The organism is Cellulomonas sp. P5_C5 (assembly GCF_054049655.1).
Window position 1 is genome coordinate 212744 of sequence record NZ_JBFULY010000003.1, and the last position, 19635, is coordinate 232378.

Annotated in this window: 15 protein-coding genes; 1 reads left to right on the plus strand and 14 read right to left on the minus strand. The window is 72.5% G+C overall.

What is annotated here, in order from left to right; all coding sequences use genetic code 11:
• Position 1: 1 nt before the first annotated feature.
• Together ACXJKF_RS04400 and ACXJKF_RS04405 are read right to left on the minus strand one after the other, a co-directional pair.
• Complete coding sequence (locus ACXJKF_RS04400) at positions 2 to 343, minus strand: P-II family nitrogen regulator (protein WP_055922297.1); 342 nt, start codon at positions 341 to 343, stop codon at positions 2 to 4.
• Entirely contained in the window at positions 343 to 1656 is a 1314-nt protein-coding gene (locus ACXJKF_RS04405; RefSeq protein ID WP_456786517.1) for an ammonium transporter, read from the minus strand. Before ACXJKF_RS04405 ends, ACXJKF_RS04400 begins: the two co-directional genes overlap by 1 nt.
• Before the next feature lie 187 nt (positions 1657 to 1843).
• On the opposite strand from ACXJKF_RS04405, the gene ACXJKF_RS04410 reads away from it, so the two are divergent.
• Entirely contained in the window at positions 1844 to 3412 is a 1569-nt protein-coding gene (locus ACXJKF_RS04410) for a hypothetical protein (protein WP_456786518.1), read from the plus strand.
• 163 nt (positions 3413 to 3575) lie between these two features.
• Here ACXJKF_RS04410 and ftsY read toward each other — a convergent pair whose 3' ends face one another.
• The 12 genes from ftsY to ileS all read right to left on the minus strand — a co-directional run bounded on the left by ftsY (position 3576) and on the right by ileS (position 19459).
• Positions 3576 to 4757 (minus strand): signal recognition particle-docking protein FtsY, encoded by a 1182-nt coding sequence (gene ftsY / locus ACXJKF_RS04415; RefSeq protein WP_456786519.1) that lies wholly within the window; start codon positions 4755 to 4757, stop codon positions 3576 to 3578.
• 68 nt (positions 4758 to 4825) lie between these two features.
• Positions 4826 to 5155, minus strand: a complete 330-nt coding sequence (locus ACXJKF_RS04420; protein WP_456786520.1) for a hypothetical protein — start codon at positions 5153 to 5155, stop codon at positions 4826 to 4828.
• 99 nt (positions 5156 to 5254) lie between these two features.
• Complete coding sequence (gene smc, locus ACXJKF_RS04425) at positions 5255 to 8821, minus strand: chromosome segregation protein SMC (RefSeq protein WP_456786521.1); 3567 nt, start codon at positions 8819 to 8821, stop codon at positions 5255 to 5257.
• Between the two features lie 123 nt (positions 8822 to 8944).
• A complete protein-coding gene (ndk, locus tag ACXJKF_RS04430; protein WP_456786522.1) occupies positions 8945 to 9388 on the minus strand; it encodes a nucleoside-diphosphate kinase in 444 nt (147 codons plus the stop codon).
• A 20-nt stretch (positions 9389 to 9408) separates the two neighbouring features.
• Positions 9409 to 9813, minus strand: coding sequence for a DUF4233 domain-containing protein (locus ACXJKF_RS04435; protein WP_456786523.1), 405 nt, complete (start codon positions 9811 to 9813; stop codon positions 9409 to 9411).
• 21 nt (positions 9814 to 9834) lie between these two features.
• A complete protein-coding gene (locus ACXJKF_RS04440; protein ID WP_456786524.1) occupies positions 9835 to 11535 on the minus strand; it encodes an MDR family MFS transporter in 1701 nt (566 codons plus the stop codon).
• 50 nt (positions 11536 to 11585) lie between these two features.
• Positions 11586 to 12197 (minus strand): TetR/AcrR family transcriptional regulator, encoded by a 612-nt coding sequence (locus tag ACXJKF_RS04445; RefSeq protein WP_456786525.1) that lies wholly within the window; start codon positions 12195 to 12197, stop codon positions 11586 to 11588.
• 71 nt (positions 12198 to 12268) lie between these two features.
• Complete coding sequence (dhaM, locus tag ACXJKF_RS04450; protein WP_456786526.1) at positions 12269 to 12976, minus strand: dihydroxyacetone kinase phosphoryl donor subunit DhaM; 708 nt, start codon at positions 12974 to 12976, stop codon at positions 12269 to 12271.
• Positions 12973 to 13605: a dihydroxyacetone kinase subunit DhaL gene (gene dhaL, locus ACXJKF_RS04455; RefSeq protein WP_456786527.1), complete on the minus strand. Its 633-nt coding sequence runs from the start codon at positions 13603 to 13605 to the stop codon at positions 12973 to 12975. Before dhaL ends, dhaM begins: the two co-directional genes overlap by 4 nt.
• 40 nt (positions 13606 to 13645) lie before the next feature.
• Positions 13646 to 14635 (minus strand): dihydroxyacetone kinase subunit DhaK, encoded by a 990-nt coding sequence (dhaK, locus tag ACXJKF_RS04460; RefSeq protein WP_456786596.1) that lies wholly within the window; start codon positions 14633 to 14635, stop codon positions 13646 to 13648.
• 187 nt (positions 14636 to 14822) lie between these two features.
• Positions 14823 to 16211 (minus strand): bifunctional folylpolyglutamate synthase/dihydrofolate synthase, encoded by a 1389-nt coding sequence (locus tag ACXJKF_RS04465; protein ID WP_456786528.1) that lies wholly within the window; start codon positions 16209 to 16211, stop codon positions 14823 to 14825.
• Complete coding sequence (ileS, locus tag ACXJKF_RS04470; RefSeq protein ID WP_456786529.1) at positions 16208 to 19459, minus strand: isoleucine--tRNA ligase; 3252 nt, start codon at positions 19457 to 19459, stop codon at positions 16208 to 16210. The genes ACXJKF_RS04465 and ileS overlap by 4 nt, the downstream gene beginning before the upstream one ends.
• Positions 19460 to 19635 lie beyond the last annotated feature (176 nt).

The window sequence follows — 19635 nt, forward strand, 5'->3', positions numbered from 1 at the left end:
ATCAGAGCGCGTCGTCGCCGTGCTCGCCGGTGCGGACGCGAGCCACGTCCTCGACCGGCACGACCCAGACCTTGCCGTCACCGATCTTGCCGGTCTGCGCCGCGCGGACGATGACCTCGGTCACGCTGGCCGCGTCCTCGTCGCTCACGAGCACGTCGATCTTGACCTTGGGAACCAGGTCGACCGTGTACTCCGCGCCGCGGTAGACCTCGGTGTGACCGCGCTGGCGGCCGTAGCCGCTGGCCTCGCTCACGGTCAGACCACGGACACCCGCGGCCTCGAGGGCCGACTTGACGTCGTCCAGCCGGTGCGGCTGGATGACCGCCGTCACGAGCTTCGTCATCACTTCACCTCCGTCACGACGCGGGCGCCGACGCCCAGCGTCTCGTATGCGGTCTCAGCGTGGACAGCCAGGTCGATGCCGCCGACCTCGGCCTCGTCGGAGACCCGCAGACCGATGGTCGCCTTGAGGATGAGCGCGATGACGTACGTCGCCGTGAAGCTGAACAGGACCGCGGCGAGCGCCACGATCGTCTGCGTGGCCAGCTGAGTGACGCCCCCACCGTAGAACAGACCGTTCTGAGCCCCGTCCGGGTACCAGGTGCTGTTCGTGTCGGTGGCGAAGAAGCCGATGAGGATCGTGCCGACCAGACCACCGACGAGGTGGACACCGACGACGTCGAGCGAGTCGTCGTAGCCGAACTTGAACTTCAGGCCGACGGCGAGGGCGCAGAGCACACCCGCCACGATGCCGATCCCGATCGCGCCCCAGGTGTCGACCGCGGCTGCGGCCGGGGTGATGGCGACGAGGCCCGCGACGATGCCGGACGCGGCACCGAGCGACGTGGCGTGACCGTCACGCACCTTCTCCGTGGCGAGCCAGGCGAGCATCGCGATGCCCGTGGCGAGGAGCGTGTTGAGCCAGGCACGACCAGCCACGCCGTCCGCGGCGAACTCCGAGCCGGCGTTGAAACCGAACCAGCCGAACCACAGGAGTGCGGCACCGAGCATGACGAACGGCAGGTTGTGCGGCCGCATGGCCTCCTTGCCGAAGCCCCGGCGCTTGCCGAGCACGATCGCCAGCACCAGACCGGCGGTACCGGCGTTGATGTGGACCACCGTTCCACCGGCGAAGTCGATGGGGGTCGACAACCCTTCGGTGAGGCCGGTCGCGCTGAGCAGGCCGCCACCCCACACCCAGTGGGCGAGCGGCAGGTAGACGACGGTGACCCAGACGGCCGTGAACGTCAGCCAGGCACCGAACTTCATGCGGTCGGCCACAGCACCGGAGATGAGCGCGACCGTGATGATCGCGAACGTCGCCTGGTAGCCGGCGGCCACGAGGAACGGCACACCGGACGCCGCCATCAGGCTCTGGTCGTCGGTGGCGCCCTGCAGGCCGAAGAACTCGAACGGGTTGCCGAGCCACCCGCCACCACCGAGGTCCTCGCCGAAGACGGCCGAGTACCCGTACAGCACCCAGACGAGCCCGGCGACGCCGATCGCGCCGAAGCTCATCATCATCATGTTCAGCACGCTCTTGCCGCGCACCATGCCGCCGTAGAAGAACGCCAGCCCCGGCGTCATCAGCAGCACGAGGGACGCGGCGGTCAGCATGAACGCCGTGTTCCCGCTGTCCAAAGCGAATTCTTCCATCGAGATCGCCTCTCCACTCGCCAGCCGGGGGTGGCTGGTCCGGGGATCACAGTCGACGAGGCGGGTTTCCGTCAGAGGCGAAGCACGTTACGTCGGTGTGACAAGCCTCACCCGCACGTAAACGTTCGGTTTCGTGGTGAGCGCCCGTCCAGGTCGTCCGCGACGCGTCGACGGACGATGCACGCTCGTGACCAGGCCTTGGGTCAAGTTCTCACCCGGCAACGCCGATGCAGCGTTCGTCGACGATGCGGAGGCTGCCGTGCCCACAGGACACCCGTCTGCTCGGGCAGCACTCGCGTGGCTCACCGACCCGGTGACGTGCGTGGCGCTGCTGCTCCTCGTCCTCAACGACCACCTCCTCAAGGCATCCTTCGGCACCTGGTGGACGGGCAAGCTCTCCGACGTCGCCTGGCTGGTCGTCGCCCCTCCCCTGGTGGCCGTGCTGCTCGCTGGGGCGTCCAGGCTGGTCGCCGTCGCACCCGTGGACGCCCGGACCTGCACGCGGGCAAGCCTCGCCGTCGTCGGGACGGCGTTCGTCGTCGTGAAGGCGACGGCTGTGGGTGCGACCGCGGCGTCGGCCGTCCTCACCGCCCTCGCCGGACCGAGCACCGTCCTCGCCGACCCGACCGACCTCCTGACGCTGCCGGCGCTCGCCCTGGCGGGGTACGCGGCCCGGACGACGTCGACCGACGTCCGTCACGGCCAGCGCCGCGACCTGCGGTGGGTGCTCGTGCTCCCCGTCGCCGTGCTGGCCACGACGGCCACGAGCTCCAGCCCGCCCGAGGAGGCGCACCACGTCGCAGTCGTCGACGGCGCCGTCGTCGTCGGCGACCCGTGGGGAGGCACCTGGTACACCTCCGACGACGGTGCGCGCTGGAGCGGTGTCGACGTGTTCTCGGACGAGGACGACGAGCTCGACGACCGATTCGAGGAGCGCGACACGACGCTCACGGTGGCGTGCGCACCGTCGCCGAGCGACCAGTGCTTCCGGGCGAGGGCCGAGGGCGTCGGCGTCGACCGCAGCGACGACGGCGGACGCACCTGGCGGCAGGACTGGGCCATTCCCGACGAGCTGCTGCCCGAGCTCGCCGCGCGCTACGAGCCTCCGACCGGGAGCCTCTGGACCCGGGGGGTCGCCGTGCTGCCGACACCGGACGGCTTCCGGGTCGTCGCCGCGAACGGCGGCGACGGTCTGGCGGTCCGCGACGAGCACGGGACCTGGACACGCATCGGGTTCACCTACAAGGCGGACGGCCCACCGGTCGTCCCGCTGCCCGGCGAGCCGACGACGTTCAGGCACCCGATGCCGGTCGAGGTCATGCTCGTCGTGCCCGCAGCCGCTATCACGCTCATGCTGAGCGTGCGCCGTCGCCAACCGCGCGGCACGCGCTCGCGTCGGCAGTGGGGGTGGTTGACGTTCGCGACGGCCGTCGTGCTGTCCGCCGTCGGACTCTTCGCCAACGACGCGACGCGCGCCGTCGCCGGTCAGTCGTTCCAGGACGTCTTCCTCGTCGGAGACATGCCCGTGACGGGCTTGTTCCTCGGGCTGTTCGTCGTCTCGTCGGCGCTCCTCGTCGTCGCCGCCGTCCTCCTGCGCGGCGGGCCCGCCGCCGGGATGGTGGCGGCCACCGGCGTCGGCGTCGCGCTCGTCGTCGGCCTCGTCTCGCCGACGACCCTCGCCGCCGTCACCGCGGTCGCGCTCATCGGTGCGGGCTCGGTCGCCACCGCCCGGCTCGCCACCGCACCGCGCGACTGACTGCACCCGCTCAGCCCAGAACCCGTGGGCGCGGGCCGCTGACGCGACTCCCACCCTCCGCTGCACTCCGGTTCAGCCCCCGAAACTCGTGGTCGGGCTGCACCTGCACTCCGCTACGGGCGCGGGCCGCTGACGCGACCCCCACCCTCCGCTGCACTCCGGTTCAGCCCTCCAGGAGAGCGTCGACGAAGGCCTCCGGGTCGAACGGGGCCAGGTCGTCCGGGCCCTCGCCGAGGCCGACCAGCTTGACCGGGACGCCCAGCTCGCGCTGCACCGCGACGACGATCCCGCCCTTGGCGGTGCCGTCGAGCTTGGTGAGCACGATGCCGGTGACCCCGGCGACCTCGCTGAACACGCGCGCCTGGTTGAGCCCGTTCTGGCCGGTGGTCGCGTCGAGGACCAGGAGCACCTCGGACAAGGGAGCCTCGCGCGTGATGACGCGCGTGATCTTGCCCAGCTCATCCATCAGACCGGCCTTGTTCTGCAGGCGTCCGGCCGTGTCGACGAGGACGACGTCGATGCCCTCGGAGCGACCGGTGCGGACGGCGTCGAACGCGACCGCGGCCGGGTCGGCGCCGTCGCGGTCCGAGCGGACCGTGTGGACGCCGACGCGCGAGCCCCAGGTCTGGAGCTGGTCGGCGGCGGCGGCGCGGAACGTGTCGGCGGCACCGAGGACGACGGTGCGGCCCTCGGCGACGAGCACGCGGGCGAGCTTGCCGACGGTGGTCGTCTTGCCGGTCCCGTTGACGCCGACCACGAGGACGACCGCGGGGACACGTGACCCGTCGGCGGCCGTGCCGGGATCGGTGTGCAGGCTGCGGTCCAGGGTCGGGTCGACCAGCGCGACCAGCTGCTCGCGCAGGAGCGCGCGGACGTGGGCGGGGTCCTTGAGGCCCTCGACCCGGACGCGGGTGCGCAGGGCGTCGATGAGCTCCCCCGTCGGACCGGCGCCGACGTCGGCGAGCAGGAGGGTCTCCTCGAGCTCGTCCCAGTCGTCCTCGGTGAGGTGGTCCTTGGACAGGACAGCGAGCAGCCGCGCGCCCAGGGGCGAGCCGGACCGCGACAACCGGCCGCGCAGGCGGGCGAGCCGACCGGCGACCGGGGCGGGCACCTCGAGGACCGGCGGCGCCTCGGTGGCCTCGGGGAGCTCCTCGACCGGGGGCGCCGGCGCCGCGGGGGTCGTCTCGACGTCGGGCGCGGGCGTCGGGGTCGGTGCCTCGACCGTCGGCGGGGCCTCGTCGGTGGCCGATCCGCGGCGACGACGGACGAGCAGCGTCGTCAGCGCCACGACGATGGCCGTCGGGATGCCGGCGGCCAGGAGGATCTCGAGCGTCTCGTTGGTCACCGGGACAGTGTGTCTGGCGGCAGCCTCACGACGCGAACCGGCGCGTCGGGGTGGTGCAGATCACGCGCTCAGCGGTCGCGGTGGCCGGGCAGGACGCCCGACGCCTTCTCCTTGGCCCGCTGGAGCGTCGCCGCCAGGTCGTCCACCTGGAGGTACGCCTCGCCCTCGTCGACGGTCTCCCGGAGGAACTGCGCGAGCGAGAGGTCGACGGGCTCGACGGCTGCCGCCGCGGCGGCCGCACGCTGGTCGGCGTCGGGGTTCGTGCGGCCCGCCAAGCCGCTGCGGAACGTGGCGATCGGTGACTCGCGCTTGTCCTTCGCCGCCGCGCTGAGGCTGGCGGCGATCAGGACGGCTGCGGCGACGAGGACGGCAAGGAGGATCGCGACGAGGACAGCCATGGCACCAGTGTCGGTGCTCGTCGGCGGTCAGTCGTCGCGCGACGCACAGGGAGCGCCAAACGGCACACAATCTCCACAGGCCGACGTCGGTTCGGGTGGTTAGACCGCGATGTCCTCGCGCATCCGCTGGCTGATGACCGTGGTGACGCCGTCGCCGCGCATGGTCACCCCGTACAGGGCGTCGGCGATCTCCATGGTCCGCTTCTGGTGCGTGACGACGATGAGCTGGGAGTCCTCCTGGAGCTCCCGGAAGATCTCGAGGAGCCGGCCGAGGTTGGCGTCGTCGAGGGCTGCCTCGACCTCGTCCATGACGTAGAACGGGCTGGGCCGCGCCTTGAAGATGGCCACCAGCAGCGCGACGGCCGTCAGGGAGCGCTCGCCGCCCGACAGCAGCGAGAGCCGCTTGACCTTCTTGCCGGCCGGTCGGGCCTCGACGTCGATGCCGGTGGTGAGCATGTTGTCGGGGTCGGTGAGGACGAGCCGGCCCTCGCCGCCGGGGAACAGCCGCGGGAACACGACGTCGAACGCGGCGGCGGTGTCGTGGTACGCCTCGGCGAACACCTGCTCGACGCGCTCGTCGATCTCCTTGACGATCTCCAGGAGGTCCGCCCGGGACTTCTTGAGGTCCGCCAGCTGCTCCACGAGGAACTGGTGGCGCTCCTCGAGCGCGGCGAACTCCTCGAGCGCGAGCGGGTTGACCCGCCCGAGCAGGGACAGTGCGCGCTCGGCGGCCCGCAGCCGCTTCTCCTGCTGCTCGCGCACGTACGGGACGGCTGTCGGTGCCTCCGGGTCGATCTCCGCTCCGGGCACCGGGATGACGGGCACGTCCTGGTGCGGGCCGTACTCCTCGAGCAGGACCGCCGGGTCGAGCCCGAGGTCGTCGACGGCGCGGGCCTGGAGCGCTTCGATGCGCAGGCGCTGCTGGGTGCGGGCGACCTCGTCGCGGTGGGCGACGTCGGTGAGCTGGGCCAGCTCGGCGGCGCGGACGTCGACCTCGGCGCGGGCGGCGGTGACCGCACGGTCCCGTTCGCCGCGGGCCATCTCGGCGGCGTCGCGCTCGGCCGACGCGCGGCGCAGCGACTCGTCGAGCACGACCAGCGCGCGGGTGGCCCCGTCGCGCACGGCCTGGGCCACGGTGGCCTGGCGTGACCGGGCACGCTCGCGCTCGGCGGCCCGCTCACGGGCGACCCGCTCGGTCTGGGCGGCACGTTCGAGGGACTCGGCGCGGCCGGACAGGGCCCGTGCCCGTTCCTCGCCCGTCCGCAGGGTCAGGCGGGCCTCGGTCTCGCGGGCACGCGCACCGGTGGCGAGCTCGGCGAGCCGGTCCCGACGGGCGCTGCCCTCGACGATCGCGGCCTCGCTCTCGGCGGGCTCCACCTCGGCCGCAGCCAGCCGCTCGGCGAGCTCGGTGAGCTCGGCGGTGTCCGCCTCCAGCGTCCGGGACGCCGCCTCCAGGGACTGCTGCAGCCGTGCGGCCTCGGCGTTCGCCGCCCGGGCGGCCGAGCCGAGGTGGCCCAGCTGCTCAGCGACGGCGGCGAGAGCGGCGTCGGACTCGTTGAGCCGGTCCAGGGTGCGCTCGTGCGCCTCGCGCGCGTCGGTGAGCGCCTGCGTGGCGCCCGTGAGCTCGAACCGGACGCGCTCGGCGTCCGCGGTCGCCTTCGACGCGCCCGAGCGCGCCTGGTCGAGCGCCGACTGCAGGTGCAGGGCGCTCGGCGCCGTCGCGGAGCCGCCCGACGCGCGGTGCCGGGAGAGCACGTCGCCCGTGCGCGTGGCCACGACGAGGTCAGGACGCGCGGCGACGATCGCCCGCGCGGCCGCCAGGTCGTCGACGACGACGACGTCGGCGAGCAGCGCCTCGACGGCGGCGCGCACGTGCTCCGGTGCGCGGACGAGGTCGACGGCGCGTGCGGCGCCGGCGGGGACGTCCGCGACGGGTGCAGTCGGGCCGGACGCGCCGCTGACCAGCAGCGTCGCACGGCCGGCGTCCTCGGTGCGCAGGTAGCGGATCGCGTCGACGGCCGCGTCGACGGAGTCGACCGCCACGGCGTCGGCCACCGCACCGAGTGCGGCGACGATCGCCTCCTCGTTCTCCGGGTCGACGGCGAGCAGGGCCGCGACGGACCCGACGAGACCGGGCTGGCCGTCCGCGGCGAGCAGCGCGCCGACGCCGTCCTTGCGCGTCAGGCTGAGCTCGAGGGTCTCGGCGCGGGACTCCAGCGCGGTGCGCTCGCGCTCGGCGGCGCTGAGCTGCTCCTGCAGGGCGGTGAGCCGCTCGGTCGCACGCTCGAGGGCCTCGACGGCTGCCTCGTGCTCGGCGTCCAGCCCTTCCTCGCCCTCCTCGACGCCCGCGACCTGCGACTCCAGCACGGCGAACTGCGTCGTCGCCTCCTGGCCTCGCTGCTCGGCCGCGGTCAGCGACTCGCGCAGGCGTCCGAGCTCGGCCTGCGTGGCCTCGACCCGGCTGCGGCGGGCGGCGACCTGGCCCGCGAGCCGGGCGACGCCCTCGCGTCGGTCGGCGGCGCCGCGCAGGGCGGTGGCGACCTCCTTCTCCGCCGCGGTGGCCTCGGCCTCGGCCTCCTGTCGCGCGGTCACGGCTGCCTCGAGGGCGGCGCGGGACAGCTCGACCTCGCTGGCCAGCTCGGCCTCCGCGGAGCGCACGCGCTCGGCCTGGGCGGCCAGGTCGTCCGGGTCCGACCCGCCGGTGCGCTCCGGTCCGGCGCTGCCGAGCAGGCGGACCCGGTCGGCGGCCAGGGACGCCGTGCCGCGCAGCCGCTCGCGCAGGGACGAGAGGCGGTACCAGACCTCGCTGGCCTCGCTCAGGGCCGGCGCGGCCTCGGCCGCCTCACGCTCGAGCGTGGCCAGGCGGGCGCGGGTGGCGGCCAGTGCCCCCTCGACCTCCTCGCGACGGACGCGCAGCGCGCTCTCGTCGGCGATCTCCTGCTCGAGCGTGGAGGTGAGCTGCGCGAGGTCGTCGGCCAGCAGCCGGGCGCGGGAGTCGCGCAGGTCCGCCTGGACGACCGCGGCCTTGCGGGCGACCTCCGCCTGCCGGCCGAGCGGACCGAGCTGACGCCGGATCTCCCCCGTGAGGTCCCCGAGGCGCGTCAGGTTGGCCTGCATCGCCTCGAGCTTGCGGAGGGCCTTCTCCTTGCGCTTGCGGTGCTTGAGGACGCCCGCGGCCTCCTCGATGAACCCGCGGCGCTCCTCGGGCGTCGCCCGCAGCACCGCGTCCAGCTGGCCCTGGCCGACGATGACGTGCATCTCGCGGCCCAGGCCGGAGTCGGACAGCAGGTCCTGGATGTCGAGCAGCCGGCAGCCCTGCCCGTTGATCGCGTACTCGGACCCGCCGTTGCGGAACAGCGTCCGCGAGATGGTGACCTCGGAGTACTCGATCGGCAGCGCGCCGTCGGCGTTGTCGATGGTGAGCGCCACCTCGGCGCGGCCCAGCGGGGGGCGCCCGGCGGTGCCGGCGAAGATGACGTCCTCCATCTTGCCGCCGCGCAGCGACTTGGCGCCCTGCTCCCCCATCACCCAGGCCAGGGCGTCGACGACGTTGGACTTGCCCGAGCCGTTGGGCCCGACCACGCAGGTGACGCCCGGCTCGAAGTTCAGGGTCGTCGCCGAGGCGAACGACTTGAACCCCCGCAGGGTGAGGGTCTTGAGGTGCACCCACGAAGCCTAAGGCGCGCGCGACGCACCCCCGGGGACGTCCACCCGCTCGGCGGTGCGGCTCAGCGCCCCGGGGCGGCGCAGGCGTCGGTCACCTGGCCGCCCGGGCGCTCGGTCACCGGCTCAGAGCGCGGGGAACCACAGGGCGATCTCACGGGCCGCGGACTCCTCGGAGTCCGAGCCGTGCACGAGGTTCTGGATGACCTTCAGGCCCCAGTCACGGCCCAGGTCGCCGCGGATGGTGCCCGGTGCGGCGACGGTGGGGTCGGTCGCACCGGCCAGCGAGCGGAAGCCCTCGATGGCACGGTGGCCCTCGGCGACGACGGCGAGCACTGGCCCGGAGCTCATGAAGTCGATCAGCGGCGTGACGAATGGCTTGCCCGCGTGCTCGGCGTAGTGCTCGGCGAGCAGGGCCTCGTCCGCCTGGCGGAGCTCGACCGCGACGAGCGTGTAGCCCTTGGCCTCGATGCGGCGGACGATCTCGCCCGACAGACCGCGACGGACACCGTCCGGCTTGACCAGGACGAGGGTGCGCTGTGCTGTGGGGGCGTCGGGTGCGTCAGTCATGGCGTCACCCTAACGGGGTCCTACGGCCCGACCGCCCCCGGGTTCGCAGCGTCGTACTCCGCCCGCTCGCGGTCGATCCTGCCCCCGAGACGCAGCGCCACGGCCCACAGGACGACGAAGATCCCGCCCACGACGAACATCATCGGGACGAAGAACCCCACACCCAGCACGAGCACCTGCACGATCGTCCCGGCCACGTAGCCGCCCGGGCGGGACATCATCCCGGACAGCAGGATCAGGACGACGGACAGGCTGCCGCCGACCCACCAGATCGCAGCCGGCTCGGCGAGCCGCAGGCCGTACGCCACGAGCGTCGCGAAGAACACCAGGACGGCCTCGAGGACGAGGATCGTCTGGGTGAACTGGGGCTTCGCGGGGCGCTTGCGACGTACGGCCTGGCCGTCGTCCGGGACGGTGGAGCTCATGGGTGAAAGGTTAACCGGCGGTTATCGACGGGCTGACGCGTCGACGTCGTCCAAGGCGCTGTCGCGCTGCGTCGGAAACGTCCCGGCCGAGAGGTCGTCGACGACGATCGCCCCGTCCACGGTCTCCGAGGCGATCCCGGAACCGTCGGCCGCGAGCGCCTCGCCACGGGCGACCATGCCGGCCACGTCGGACAGCTTGACCTCGCGCAGGAAGAGCGCCAGGACGAAGCCGACCGCGACCACGGGCACGAGGTACCAGAAGGACGGCGCCAGCGCGTTGGTGAACGCGTCGATGACCCCGGTCTTCAGCGGCTCGGGCAGGGCCTGGACCGCGGCGGGCGTCAGGCTCGAGGCCTCTCCCCCGGAGCCCGCGGGCGCACCGGCGAAGACCCCGGCCAGGTTCTCCGCCAGCTTCGTGGTGAACATGGTGCTGAACAGCGCCGTGCCGACGGCCGCGCCGATCTCGCGGAAGAAGTTGTTCGTGCTGGTGGCCGTCCCGATCTCGTGCGGGTCGACCGAGTTCTGCACGGCCAGGACGATCGTCTGCATGACGAGACCCATGCCCGCGCCGAGCACGAAGATCATGGCGCCGAAGAGCCACATCGACATGTCGCCGGTGATCTGCGTGAGCCACGCGACGCCGGCCGTGGTGATGGCGAGACCGACCACGGGGAAGATCTTGTAGCGCCCGGTCTTGGTGATCGCGATGCCCGAGCCGATCGCGGTGATCATGACACCGACCATCATCGGGAGCAGCAGGAAGCCGGACTCGGTGACGCCCGCACCGGTCGACATCTGCAGGAACGTCGGCAGGAACGCCAGGGCGGCGAACATGCCCATGCCGAGGATGAGGCCGATCGCGGTGGCGATGGTGAACGTCGGGTTCTTGAAGAGGCGCAGCGGCAGGAGCGGCTCCTCGGCACGCAGCTCGACCATGATGAACGCCGCGATCGAGAGGACCGTGCCGATCACGAGGGCGAGCAGGGCCGGGTCGGTCCAGTCGTAGCCGGACTTGCCCGTCCAGCTGCTCCAGCTGGTGGCCAGGACGAGGCCGGACGTGGCGACGACCATGAAGAAGATGCCGGCGACGTCGATCTTCTTGCTGGAGCGGTGCGTCGGGAGCTTGAGCGTGAACCACGCGATGGCGAAGGCCGCCAGACCGATGGGGATGTTCAGCCAGAAGCACCAGCGCCAGTCGGCGTGCTGCGTGAAGAACCCACCCAGCAGCGGGCCGATGACGGCCGAGATGCCGAACAGCGCACCCATCGGGCCCATGTACTTGCCGCGGTCCTTGGCGGGCACGATGTCCGCGATGATCGCCTGCGACAGGATCATCAGACCGCCGCCGCCGAGGCCCTGCACGCCGCGCCAGAGCACGAGCTCGCCGAACGACTGCGCGAACCCGGCGCCGGCCGAGGCGACCGTGAACAGCCCGATGGCGATCAGGAACGGCCAGCGACGCCCGAAGAGGTCACCGAACTTGCCGTACAGCGGCATGACGATCGCGATCGCCAGGATGTAGGCGGTCACCACCCAGCCCTGGTGCTCGACCCCGTTGAGCTCGCCGACGATGGTGGGCATCGCGGTGCCGACGATCGACTGGTCGAGCGAGGACATGAACATGCCCGCCATGAGCGCACCGAAGATGAGCCAGACGGTCTTGGGGGTCAGGTGGATCAGCGGCTTGTCGACCGCTGGTGCCTGGGGTGCTGCGGTGGCCATGCGAGGGACCTCGTTCTGGGGGGGTGGGACGGGGGCGGTGGTGCGGGGGGTCAGTCGGTCAGGATCGAGCGCAGGTCGGTGACGACGGCGGCGAGGTGCTCGTCGGCCGTGCCGGTGCCACCGGCGGAGTCCCAGCGCATGAAGGTCGCGTGCGTCAGGAAGAGCAGGGTCGCGCCGACGATCTCGGAGGAGTAGGGAGCGTCCGCACCCAGGCGCCGTTCGACGAGTGCCGACAGCTGCCCCTTGTGCTGCTCCATCCACGCGAGGTGGCGGGCGAGCAGGCGGGGCTCCTTGGCGGCGAGCTCGAAGGCCCGTGCGAGGCGCTGCCGGCCCATGGGCGGGTCGCTGAGGAACGCGCTGACGAGGGCCTGGAGGTCGGCGAGGAGGTGACCGGTGGGTCCCCCCGTCGCGAACTCCTCCGTGGCCGCCGAGTCGAGCGGCCACGGGGTGTGGCCGAGCACGGCGTCGTCCTTCGTCTCGAAGTAGTTGAAGAACGTGCGCGCGGAGACGCCGGCCTCCTCGCAGATGGCCTCGACCGTGACGGCGTCGAGCCCGTGCTCGGCGACCAGGCGGTGGGTCGCGTCGATCAGCGCCTCGCGGCGGGCGCGCTTCTTGCGCTCACGCAGCCCGAGCGCGGGCTCGTCGACCAGAGTGTTCTGCACGAGGTGCAACTTTACACACACTGCAACTTTGCACTGGACGCATGTCCATGTGCGATTGCTCACAGCAACGATCAGACCTCGCCGAAGCCGCCCTCGACCGCCGCGACGACCGCGTCGCGGGCCTGCGCGGCCTGCGGTCCCTCGGTCTCGATCTGCAGCTCGACGCCCTGCTTGGCACCCAGCTTCATGAGCTCCAGCACGCTCGCGGCGTTGGCGCCGTTGACCCGCACCTTGGCGTCGTACGCCGCCAGCATCCGGGCGACGACCGCCGCGGGGCGTGCGTGCAGGCCGAGCGGGTTGCGCAGCACGGCCACCGCCCGGAGCACGCCGTCGTCGGGCGATCCGGCGGCCTGCGCCGGCGGCTCGGCCGCGTCCCCGAACGTGGAGCCCGCGTGCACCGCGGACGCCAGGACCGTTGTCAGGTCGGACCCCCCGTGCGCCGTCACGGCCGCCGCGACCGCGCCCTCGACGAACGGGGCGTCCGCGAGCCGCACCCGCGCCGCGACGTCCTCGTCCAGCAGCTCCAGCACCGACTCGGTGGTGAGGACGGCCGACCCCAGGTCGGTGAGGACCACCGCGGAACGGCCGTCCTGCGTCGCCTCGACCAGGGCCCGCTCGACCGTCTCGAAGCTGGTGCCGAGCCCGCCGTCCGCCATCCCCCCGGCCGCGACCAGCAGCACGCCCGGTGCCATCTGGCCGGCCAGCTCGACCGCCCCCTGCGCGAGCGCGCGCGAGTGGGACACCAGGACGAGCGCGACCGGGGCGAGCTCGCGGGTCACGCGGCCGCCTGCGCAGCCGCCCGCAGGATCAGCTCCGTCGAGCGCGCCCCCGGGTCGAGGTGCCCGGCGGACCGCTCCCCCAGATAGCTCGCACGGCCCTTCGTCGCGACCAGCGGGATGGTGGCCTCGGCACCCTCGTGCGCGGCGTCCGCCGCGGCGGCGAGCACCTCCGCCGGCGACGCTCCCCCGTCGGCGGCCGACACGGCGGCCTCGGTGGCGGGCGTCCAGGCGTCGACCATCGTCTTCTCGCCGGTGGTGGCCTTGCCGCGGGCGACGATGCCCTCGAGCGCCGCCTCGAGCAGCGCGACGACGCCGTGGCTGTCGAGCTGCGTGACGCCCGTGGCCTTGGCGGCACGCAGGTAGGCCGTGCCGTAGAGAGGGCCGGCGGCACCGCCGACGGTCGACATGAGCGTCGTCGCGACGAGCTTGAGGACCTCGCCGATGTCCGCGGGCTCGGCGGGGAGCGCGTCGAGCTTGGCGACGACGGCGGTGAAGCCGCGGAACAGGTTCTCGCCGTGGTCGCCGTCGCCGATCTGCCGGTCCAGCTCGATGAGCTCCTCCCGGTGCTCCGTGACGGTCTGTGCCGACCGGCGCACCCAGTCGATCGCCCACGCGACGTCCAGCGTCATGCCCACGCTCCCTCGAGCAGTCTCGGTCGACCCGCGCGCCTCACCACCGCAGGGCGGTCGTGTGCACCGGGGCGTCCCACAGGGCGGTCAGCTCGTCGTCCAGACGGAGGACCGTGACCGACGCGCCCTGCATCTCCAGCGATGTCACGTAGTTGCCGACGAGCGACCGGGTCACCTCGACCCCCCGCTCCTCCAGCAACGCGCGGGCCCGACGATAGACCACGTAGAGCTCGGAGGCGGGCGTGCCGCCCATGCCGTTGACGAACAGCAGCACCTTCTCGCCGCTGGTCAGTCCCAGGTCGTCGGCCACCGGCGTGAGCAGCATCTCCGTGATCTCGTCGGCGCTCGACAGCGGGATGCGCCGACGGCCCGGCTCGCCGTGGATGCCGATGCCGATCTCGATCTCGTCGTCGGGCAGGTCGAAGCTCGGCTTGCCCGCGTGCGGGACCGTGCAGGCGGTCAGCGCGACGCCCATGGAGCGCACGTTCGCGATGACCTTCTCGGCGACCGCAACGACGGCGTCCAGGTCGTCCCCGCGCTCCGCGGCCGCGCCCGCGATCTTCTCGACGGCCACCGTGCCGGCCACCCCGCGCCGCCCCGCGGTGTACAGCGAGTCCTCCACGGCGACGTCGTCGTTGACCACGACGGTCCGGACCTCGGTGTCGTCGGCCACCTCGGCGGCCATCTCGAAGTTGAGCACGTCGCCGGTGTAGTTCTTCACGATGGCCAGCACGCCGGCGCCCCCGTCGGCGGCCTGGAACGCGGGCACGATCTGGTCGGGCGTCGGTGACGTGAACACGGGCCCTGCCACGGCCGCGTCGAGCATGCCGACGCCGACGAACCCGCCGTGGAGAGGCTCGTGCCCGGAGCCGCCGCCGCTCACGAGGCCGACCTTCCCGGCCCTCGCGCCCCCCGCCCGCGTGACGACGGCGTGCTCGGCGTCCACCGCCACGACGTCGGCGTGCGCAGCCGCGAACCCCTCGAGCGACTCGGCTACGACGGTCTGCGGGTCGTTGATGAGCTTCTTCACAGCGGCCATCCCTTCCACCGGGCGCCCACGGCGGGGCCCGCGCGTCCGTCGCGACGTCGACGTCCCGACAGGTCTCACCGTGGTGGCGGTGCGAGGGGTCGTCAAGGGGAGGACGTGCGCCGTCGCTGCACGTTCGTGCAGGAGCCACCGCCACCTGGCTGGACTCACCCGGACGGGTGACCAGGACTCAGGGGCGACCCAGCAGCCGACGCGCCTCCGCCACGAGCAGGATCGAGCCGGTGACCAGGACGCCGGACCCGCGCTCGACCTCGCTCTCCGCGCGGGCCACCGCGAGGTCGAGGGCGTCGTTCAGCCGCTCGGCGACGTGCACGCGGTCCTCGCCGAAGATGTCGATGGCCACCTCCGCCAGGTCCTCGACCTCGAGCGCGCGGGTGTTCGACGCACGGGTGATCACGACCTCGGCCAGCACCGGCTCGAGCAGCGAGAGGATGCCCTCGGGGTCCTTGTCCGCCATCACGCCGACGATGCCGACGAGCCGGTGGAACTCGAACGCCTCCTCGACCGCGGCGACGAGCGCCTCGACGCCGGCGGGGTTGTGCGCGCCGTCGACGATGATCGTCGGGCTGGAGCGCACCACCTCGAGCCGGCCCGGGGAGTCGACGTCGGCGAACGCGACCTCGACGACCCCGGGGTCGAGCGCCCGGCCTCCCGTCAGGAGCGCCTCCGTCGCCGTGAGGGCGAGCAGGGCGTTGTGCGCCTGGAACTCGCCGTGCAGGGGCAGGAAGATCTCCGTGTACGTGCCGCCGAGCGTCTGCAGCGTGATGAGCTGGCCGCCGACGGCCACCTGCCGCTCGCCGACCTCGATGTCCACGCCCTCGCGCACGACGCGCGCACCCTTCTCCGCCGCGGCGGCCAGGACCACGCCCTCGACGTCCTCCTGCTGGGCGGCGAGGACCAGCGTCGCGCCGTCCTTGATGATCCCCGCCTTGACGGACGCGATGTCCAGCAGGGTGTCGCCGAGGTAGCGCTCGTGGTCCATCGAGATCGGCGTGATGATCGCGACCTCGCCGTCGGCGACGTTGGTCGAGTCCCACAGGCCGCCCATGCCGACCTCGACCACGGCGACGTCCACCGGGGCGTCCGCGAAGGCTGCGAACGCCATCACCGTGAACACCTCGAAGAACGACAGCTGCGGCTTGCCCTCCGCCGCGGAGCGCTGGTCGACCAGGTGCACGTACGGCGCCACGTCCTGCCACACCTCGACGAAGCGCTCGTCGCTGATGGGCTCGCCGTCGATGACGATGCGCTCGTTCACACGGGACAGGTGCGGGCTGGTGAACCGGCCCGTGCGCAGGCCGTGCTCGCGGACCAGCCGCTCGACCATGCGCGACGTCGACGTCTTGCCGTTGGTGCCCGTCACGTGCACCACCCGGTACGCCTTCTGCGGGTCGCCCAGCAGCTCCATGACGGCGAGGGTCCGGTCGAACGACGGGTCGATCTCGTGCTCGGGGGCGCGCGCCAGGATCCCGCGGTACACCTCGTCGGCGGCCGCCCTGGCCTCCTTCTCGGCCTCCGTGCGCAGGTGCTCGGCACCTCCGTGCTCGTGCGGGCTCATGCCTCGTACCCTCCGGCGTCGACGGCTTCGACGGAGGCCTGCAACGTCGGCCCCGTCTCGATCTCGACCGACAGCGCCAACGTCTCTCGCGCGATCGTGTCGCGGTGCTGCTCGACCGCGGCGACGTGCTCCGTGGGCACGTCGAGCGTGAGCAGGATCCGGTCCCCCACCTGCAGGCCGGCGGCCTTGCGGGCGTCCTGGACCACGCGGACGACGTCCCGGGCGTAGCCCTCGGCGCGCAGCTCGTCGTCCAGCGTCAGGTCGAGCACGACGAAGCCTCCGCCCGGCAGGACAGCGGCGGCACCGCCCTCGCCGCCCACGACGGTCGTCAGCTCGTACTCGCTCGGCTCGAGCGCCACGTCGCCGTCGTCGGTGGTGACCACGACCGTGTCCCCGTCCACGCGCCAGGCCTCGGCGCGCGCCGCCTTGATGACGGCCTGCACCCCACGACCCAGCCGCGGGCCCGCCTTGCGGGCGTTGACTGCGAGGCGCTGCGTGATGCCGAAGCGATCGGCCGTGCCGGCGTCGGCCGCGACCAGGTCGACGCGCTTGACGTTGAGCTCGGCCGCGAGCAGGTCGCGGTACGGCACCAGGGCGTCCGCGTCGTCGACCGCGACGGTGAGCGTGTGCAAGGGCTGCCGGACGCGCACGCCCGCGGCCTTGCGCAGGCCGAGCGCGGTCGAGACCACGGAGCGGACCTGGTCCATCGCGGCGACGAGGGTGAACTCGCCGACCAGACCGCCGTCGGGTCGACCGTGCCCGACGCTCGGCCAGTCGGTCAGGTGCACGCTGCGCCCACCCGTCAGGCCGCGCCAGACCTCCTCCGTGACCAGCGGCGCGAGCGGCGCCATGACGCGCGTGAGCACCTCGAGGCTCGTCCACAGCGTGTCGAACGCATCGGCGTCCTCGGCCCAGAATCGGTCCCGCTGGGTGCGGACGTACCAGTTGGTCAGGACGTCCAGGTACTCGCGCACCGTCTCGCACGCGGCCGAGATGTCGTACGCATCCAACTGCTCCGTGCTGCGCGCCACCAGCTCCCGCGTGCGCGCCAGGACATAGCGGTCCATCGGCGCGAGCGTGTCGACGCGCGTGGCGTCGACGGCCTTGGCGGTGTACCCGTTGCCACCGTCCGCGGCACCGGCGTACAGCGCGAAGAAGTAGTACGTGCTCCACAGCGGCAGCAGCACCTGGCGCACCCCGTCGCGGATGCCGTCCTCGCCGACGATGAGGTTGCCCCCGCGCAGGATCGAGCTCGACATGAGGAACCAGCGCACCGCGTCGGACCCGTACAGGTCCCACATCTCGGCCGGGTCCGGGAAGTTCCGCAGCGACTTGCTGGCCTTGCGGCCGTCGTCGCCCAGCACGATGCCGTGGCACAGGACGTTGCGGAACGACGGGCGGTCGAACAGCGCCGTGGCCAGCACGTGCAGCGTGTAGAACCAGCCGCGGGTCTGCCCGATGTACTCGACGATGAAGTCGCCCGGGTAGTGGTGCTCGAACCAGTCCGCGTTCTCGAACGGGTAGTGCACCTGCGCGAACGGCATCGAGCCGCTGTCGAACCACACGTCGAGGACGTCGGGGATGCGGCGCATCGTGCTCTGGCCAGACGGGTCGTCCGGGTTCGGGCGCGTCAGCTCGTCGATGAACGGCCGGTGCAGGTCCGGCTCGCCCGCCTCGTTCGTCGGCACCCGGCCGAAGTCCGCCTCCAGCTCCGCCAGGGAGCCGTACACGTCGACGCGCGGGAAGGACGGGTCGTCCGACACCCACACGGGGATCGGCGTGCCCCAGTAGCGGTTGCGGCTGATCGACCAGTCGCGCGCGTTCGAGAGCCACTTGCCGAACTGACCGTCCTTGATGTGCTCCGGCGTCCATGCGATGTCCTGGTTGAGCTCGACCATGCGGTCGCGGAAGTCGCTCACGCGCACGAACCAGCTGGTCACCGCCTTGTAGATCAGCGGGTTCCGGCAGCGCCAGCAGTGCGGGTAGGAGTGCTCGTACGTCTCGTGGCGCACCACGACGCTGCGGCGGTCCTCCGCCACGCGGGCCAGCGGGCCGGTACCGGCCTTGAGGTCCGCGATGATCGGCTTGTTGGCGTCGAACACGAGCTGGCCGACGTAGTCCGGCACCTCGGTGGTGAACTTGCCCTGCGAATCCACAGGCACCGCGGGCACGATCCGCGCCGCCTCGCACGCGACCATGTCGTCCTCGCCGAAGGCGGGCGCCAGGTGCACGATCCCCGAGCCGTCCTCCGTGGTCACGAAGTCGGCGAGCAGCACCTGGTGCGCGTTCTCCCGGCCCGCGAAGTAGTCGAACGGCGGCGTGTAGCGGCGGCCCGCGAGGTCACGGCCCTTGACGGTGGCCACGACCGTGGCCTCGCCGAGCTCCTTGGCGTAGGCGCCCAGGCGTGCGGCCGCGAGGACCACGAGCTCGCCCTCCAAGAGGCTTCCCGGACCGGGCTCCACGGTGACGTAGTCGACGTCCGGCCCGACCGCGATCGCCAGGTTGCTCGGCAGGGTCCACGGGGTCGTCGTCCAGATGAGGGCCAGCTCGCCGGTTTCGAGCCGCAGGCCGACGGTCAGCGCCGGGTCCTGGCGCGACTGGTAGACGTCGTCGTCCATCCGCAGCTCGTGGTTGGACAGCGGCGTCTCGTCGCGCCAGCAGTACGGCAGCACGCGGTAGCCCTCGTACGCCATGTCCTGGTCGTAGAGGCGCTTGAACGCCCAGATGACCGACTCCATGAACGTGACGTCGAGCGTCTTGTAGTCGTGGTCGAAGTCGACCCAGCGGGACTGCCGCGTGACGTACTCGCGCCACTCGCCCGTGTACCGCAGCACCGACTCGCGGCACGCCTGGTTGAACGCGGCGAGCCCCATCTCCTCGATCTGCGAGGTGTCCGTGATGCCCAGCAGCCGCTGCGCCTCGAGCTCGGCAGGCAGCCCGTGGGTGTCCCAGCCGAACCGGCGCTCGACGCGGTGGCCGCGCATGGTCTGGTAGCGCGGCACGACGTCCTTGGCGTACCCCGTCAGCAGGTGGCCGTAGTGCGGCAGGCCGTTGGCGAACGGGGGGCCGTCGTAGAAGACGTACTCGTTGCTGCCGTTCTCGCCGGCCTCGCGCGCGTCGATCGACGCCTGGAACGTGCCGTCCTCCGCCCAGAAGGCGAGGACGTCCTTCTCGAGGGTGGGCAGGTCCGGCGACGCGGGCACGGACGAGGCGGGGCGGTGCAGCGGGTAGCGCGGTGCGGCAGTCACCGTCGGTTCTCCTGGTCGATCTCGCTCACGGCCGCGAGGACGACCACCCCCGGACGGGGACGACCGCGGTGCCACCTCGCTTGCCGGCGTCCCCGGGGGGTCGTCGACCACTCTCTGCGGCTGTGACGGGCCTGCCCCGTCCGGTTCTACTGAGGCCCCTCACGGGGCCCGTTCTT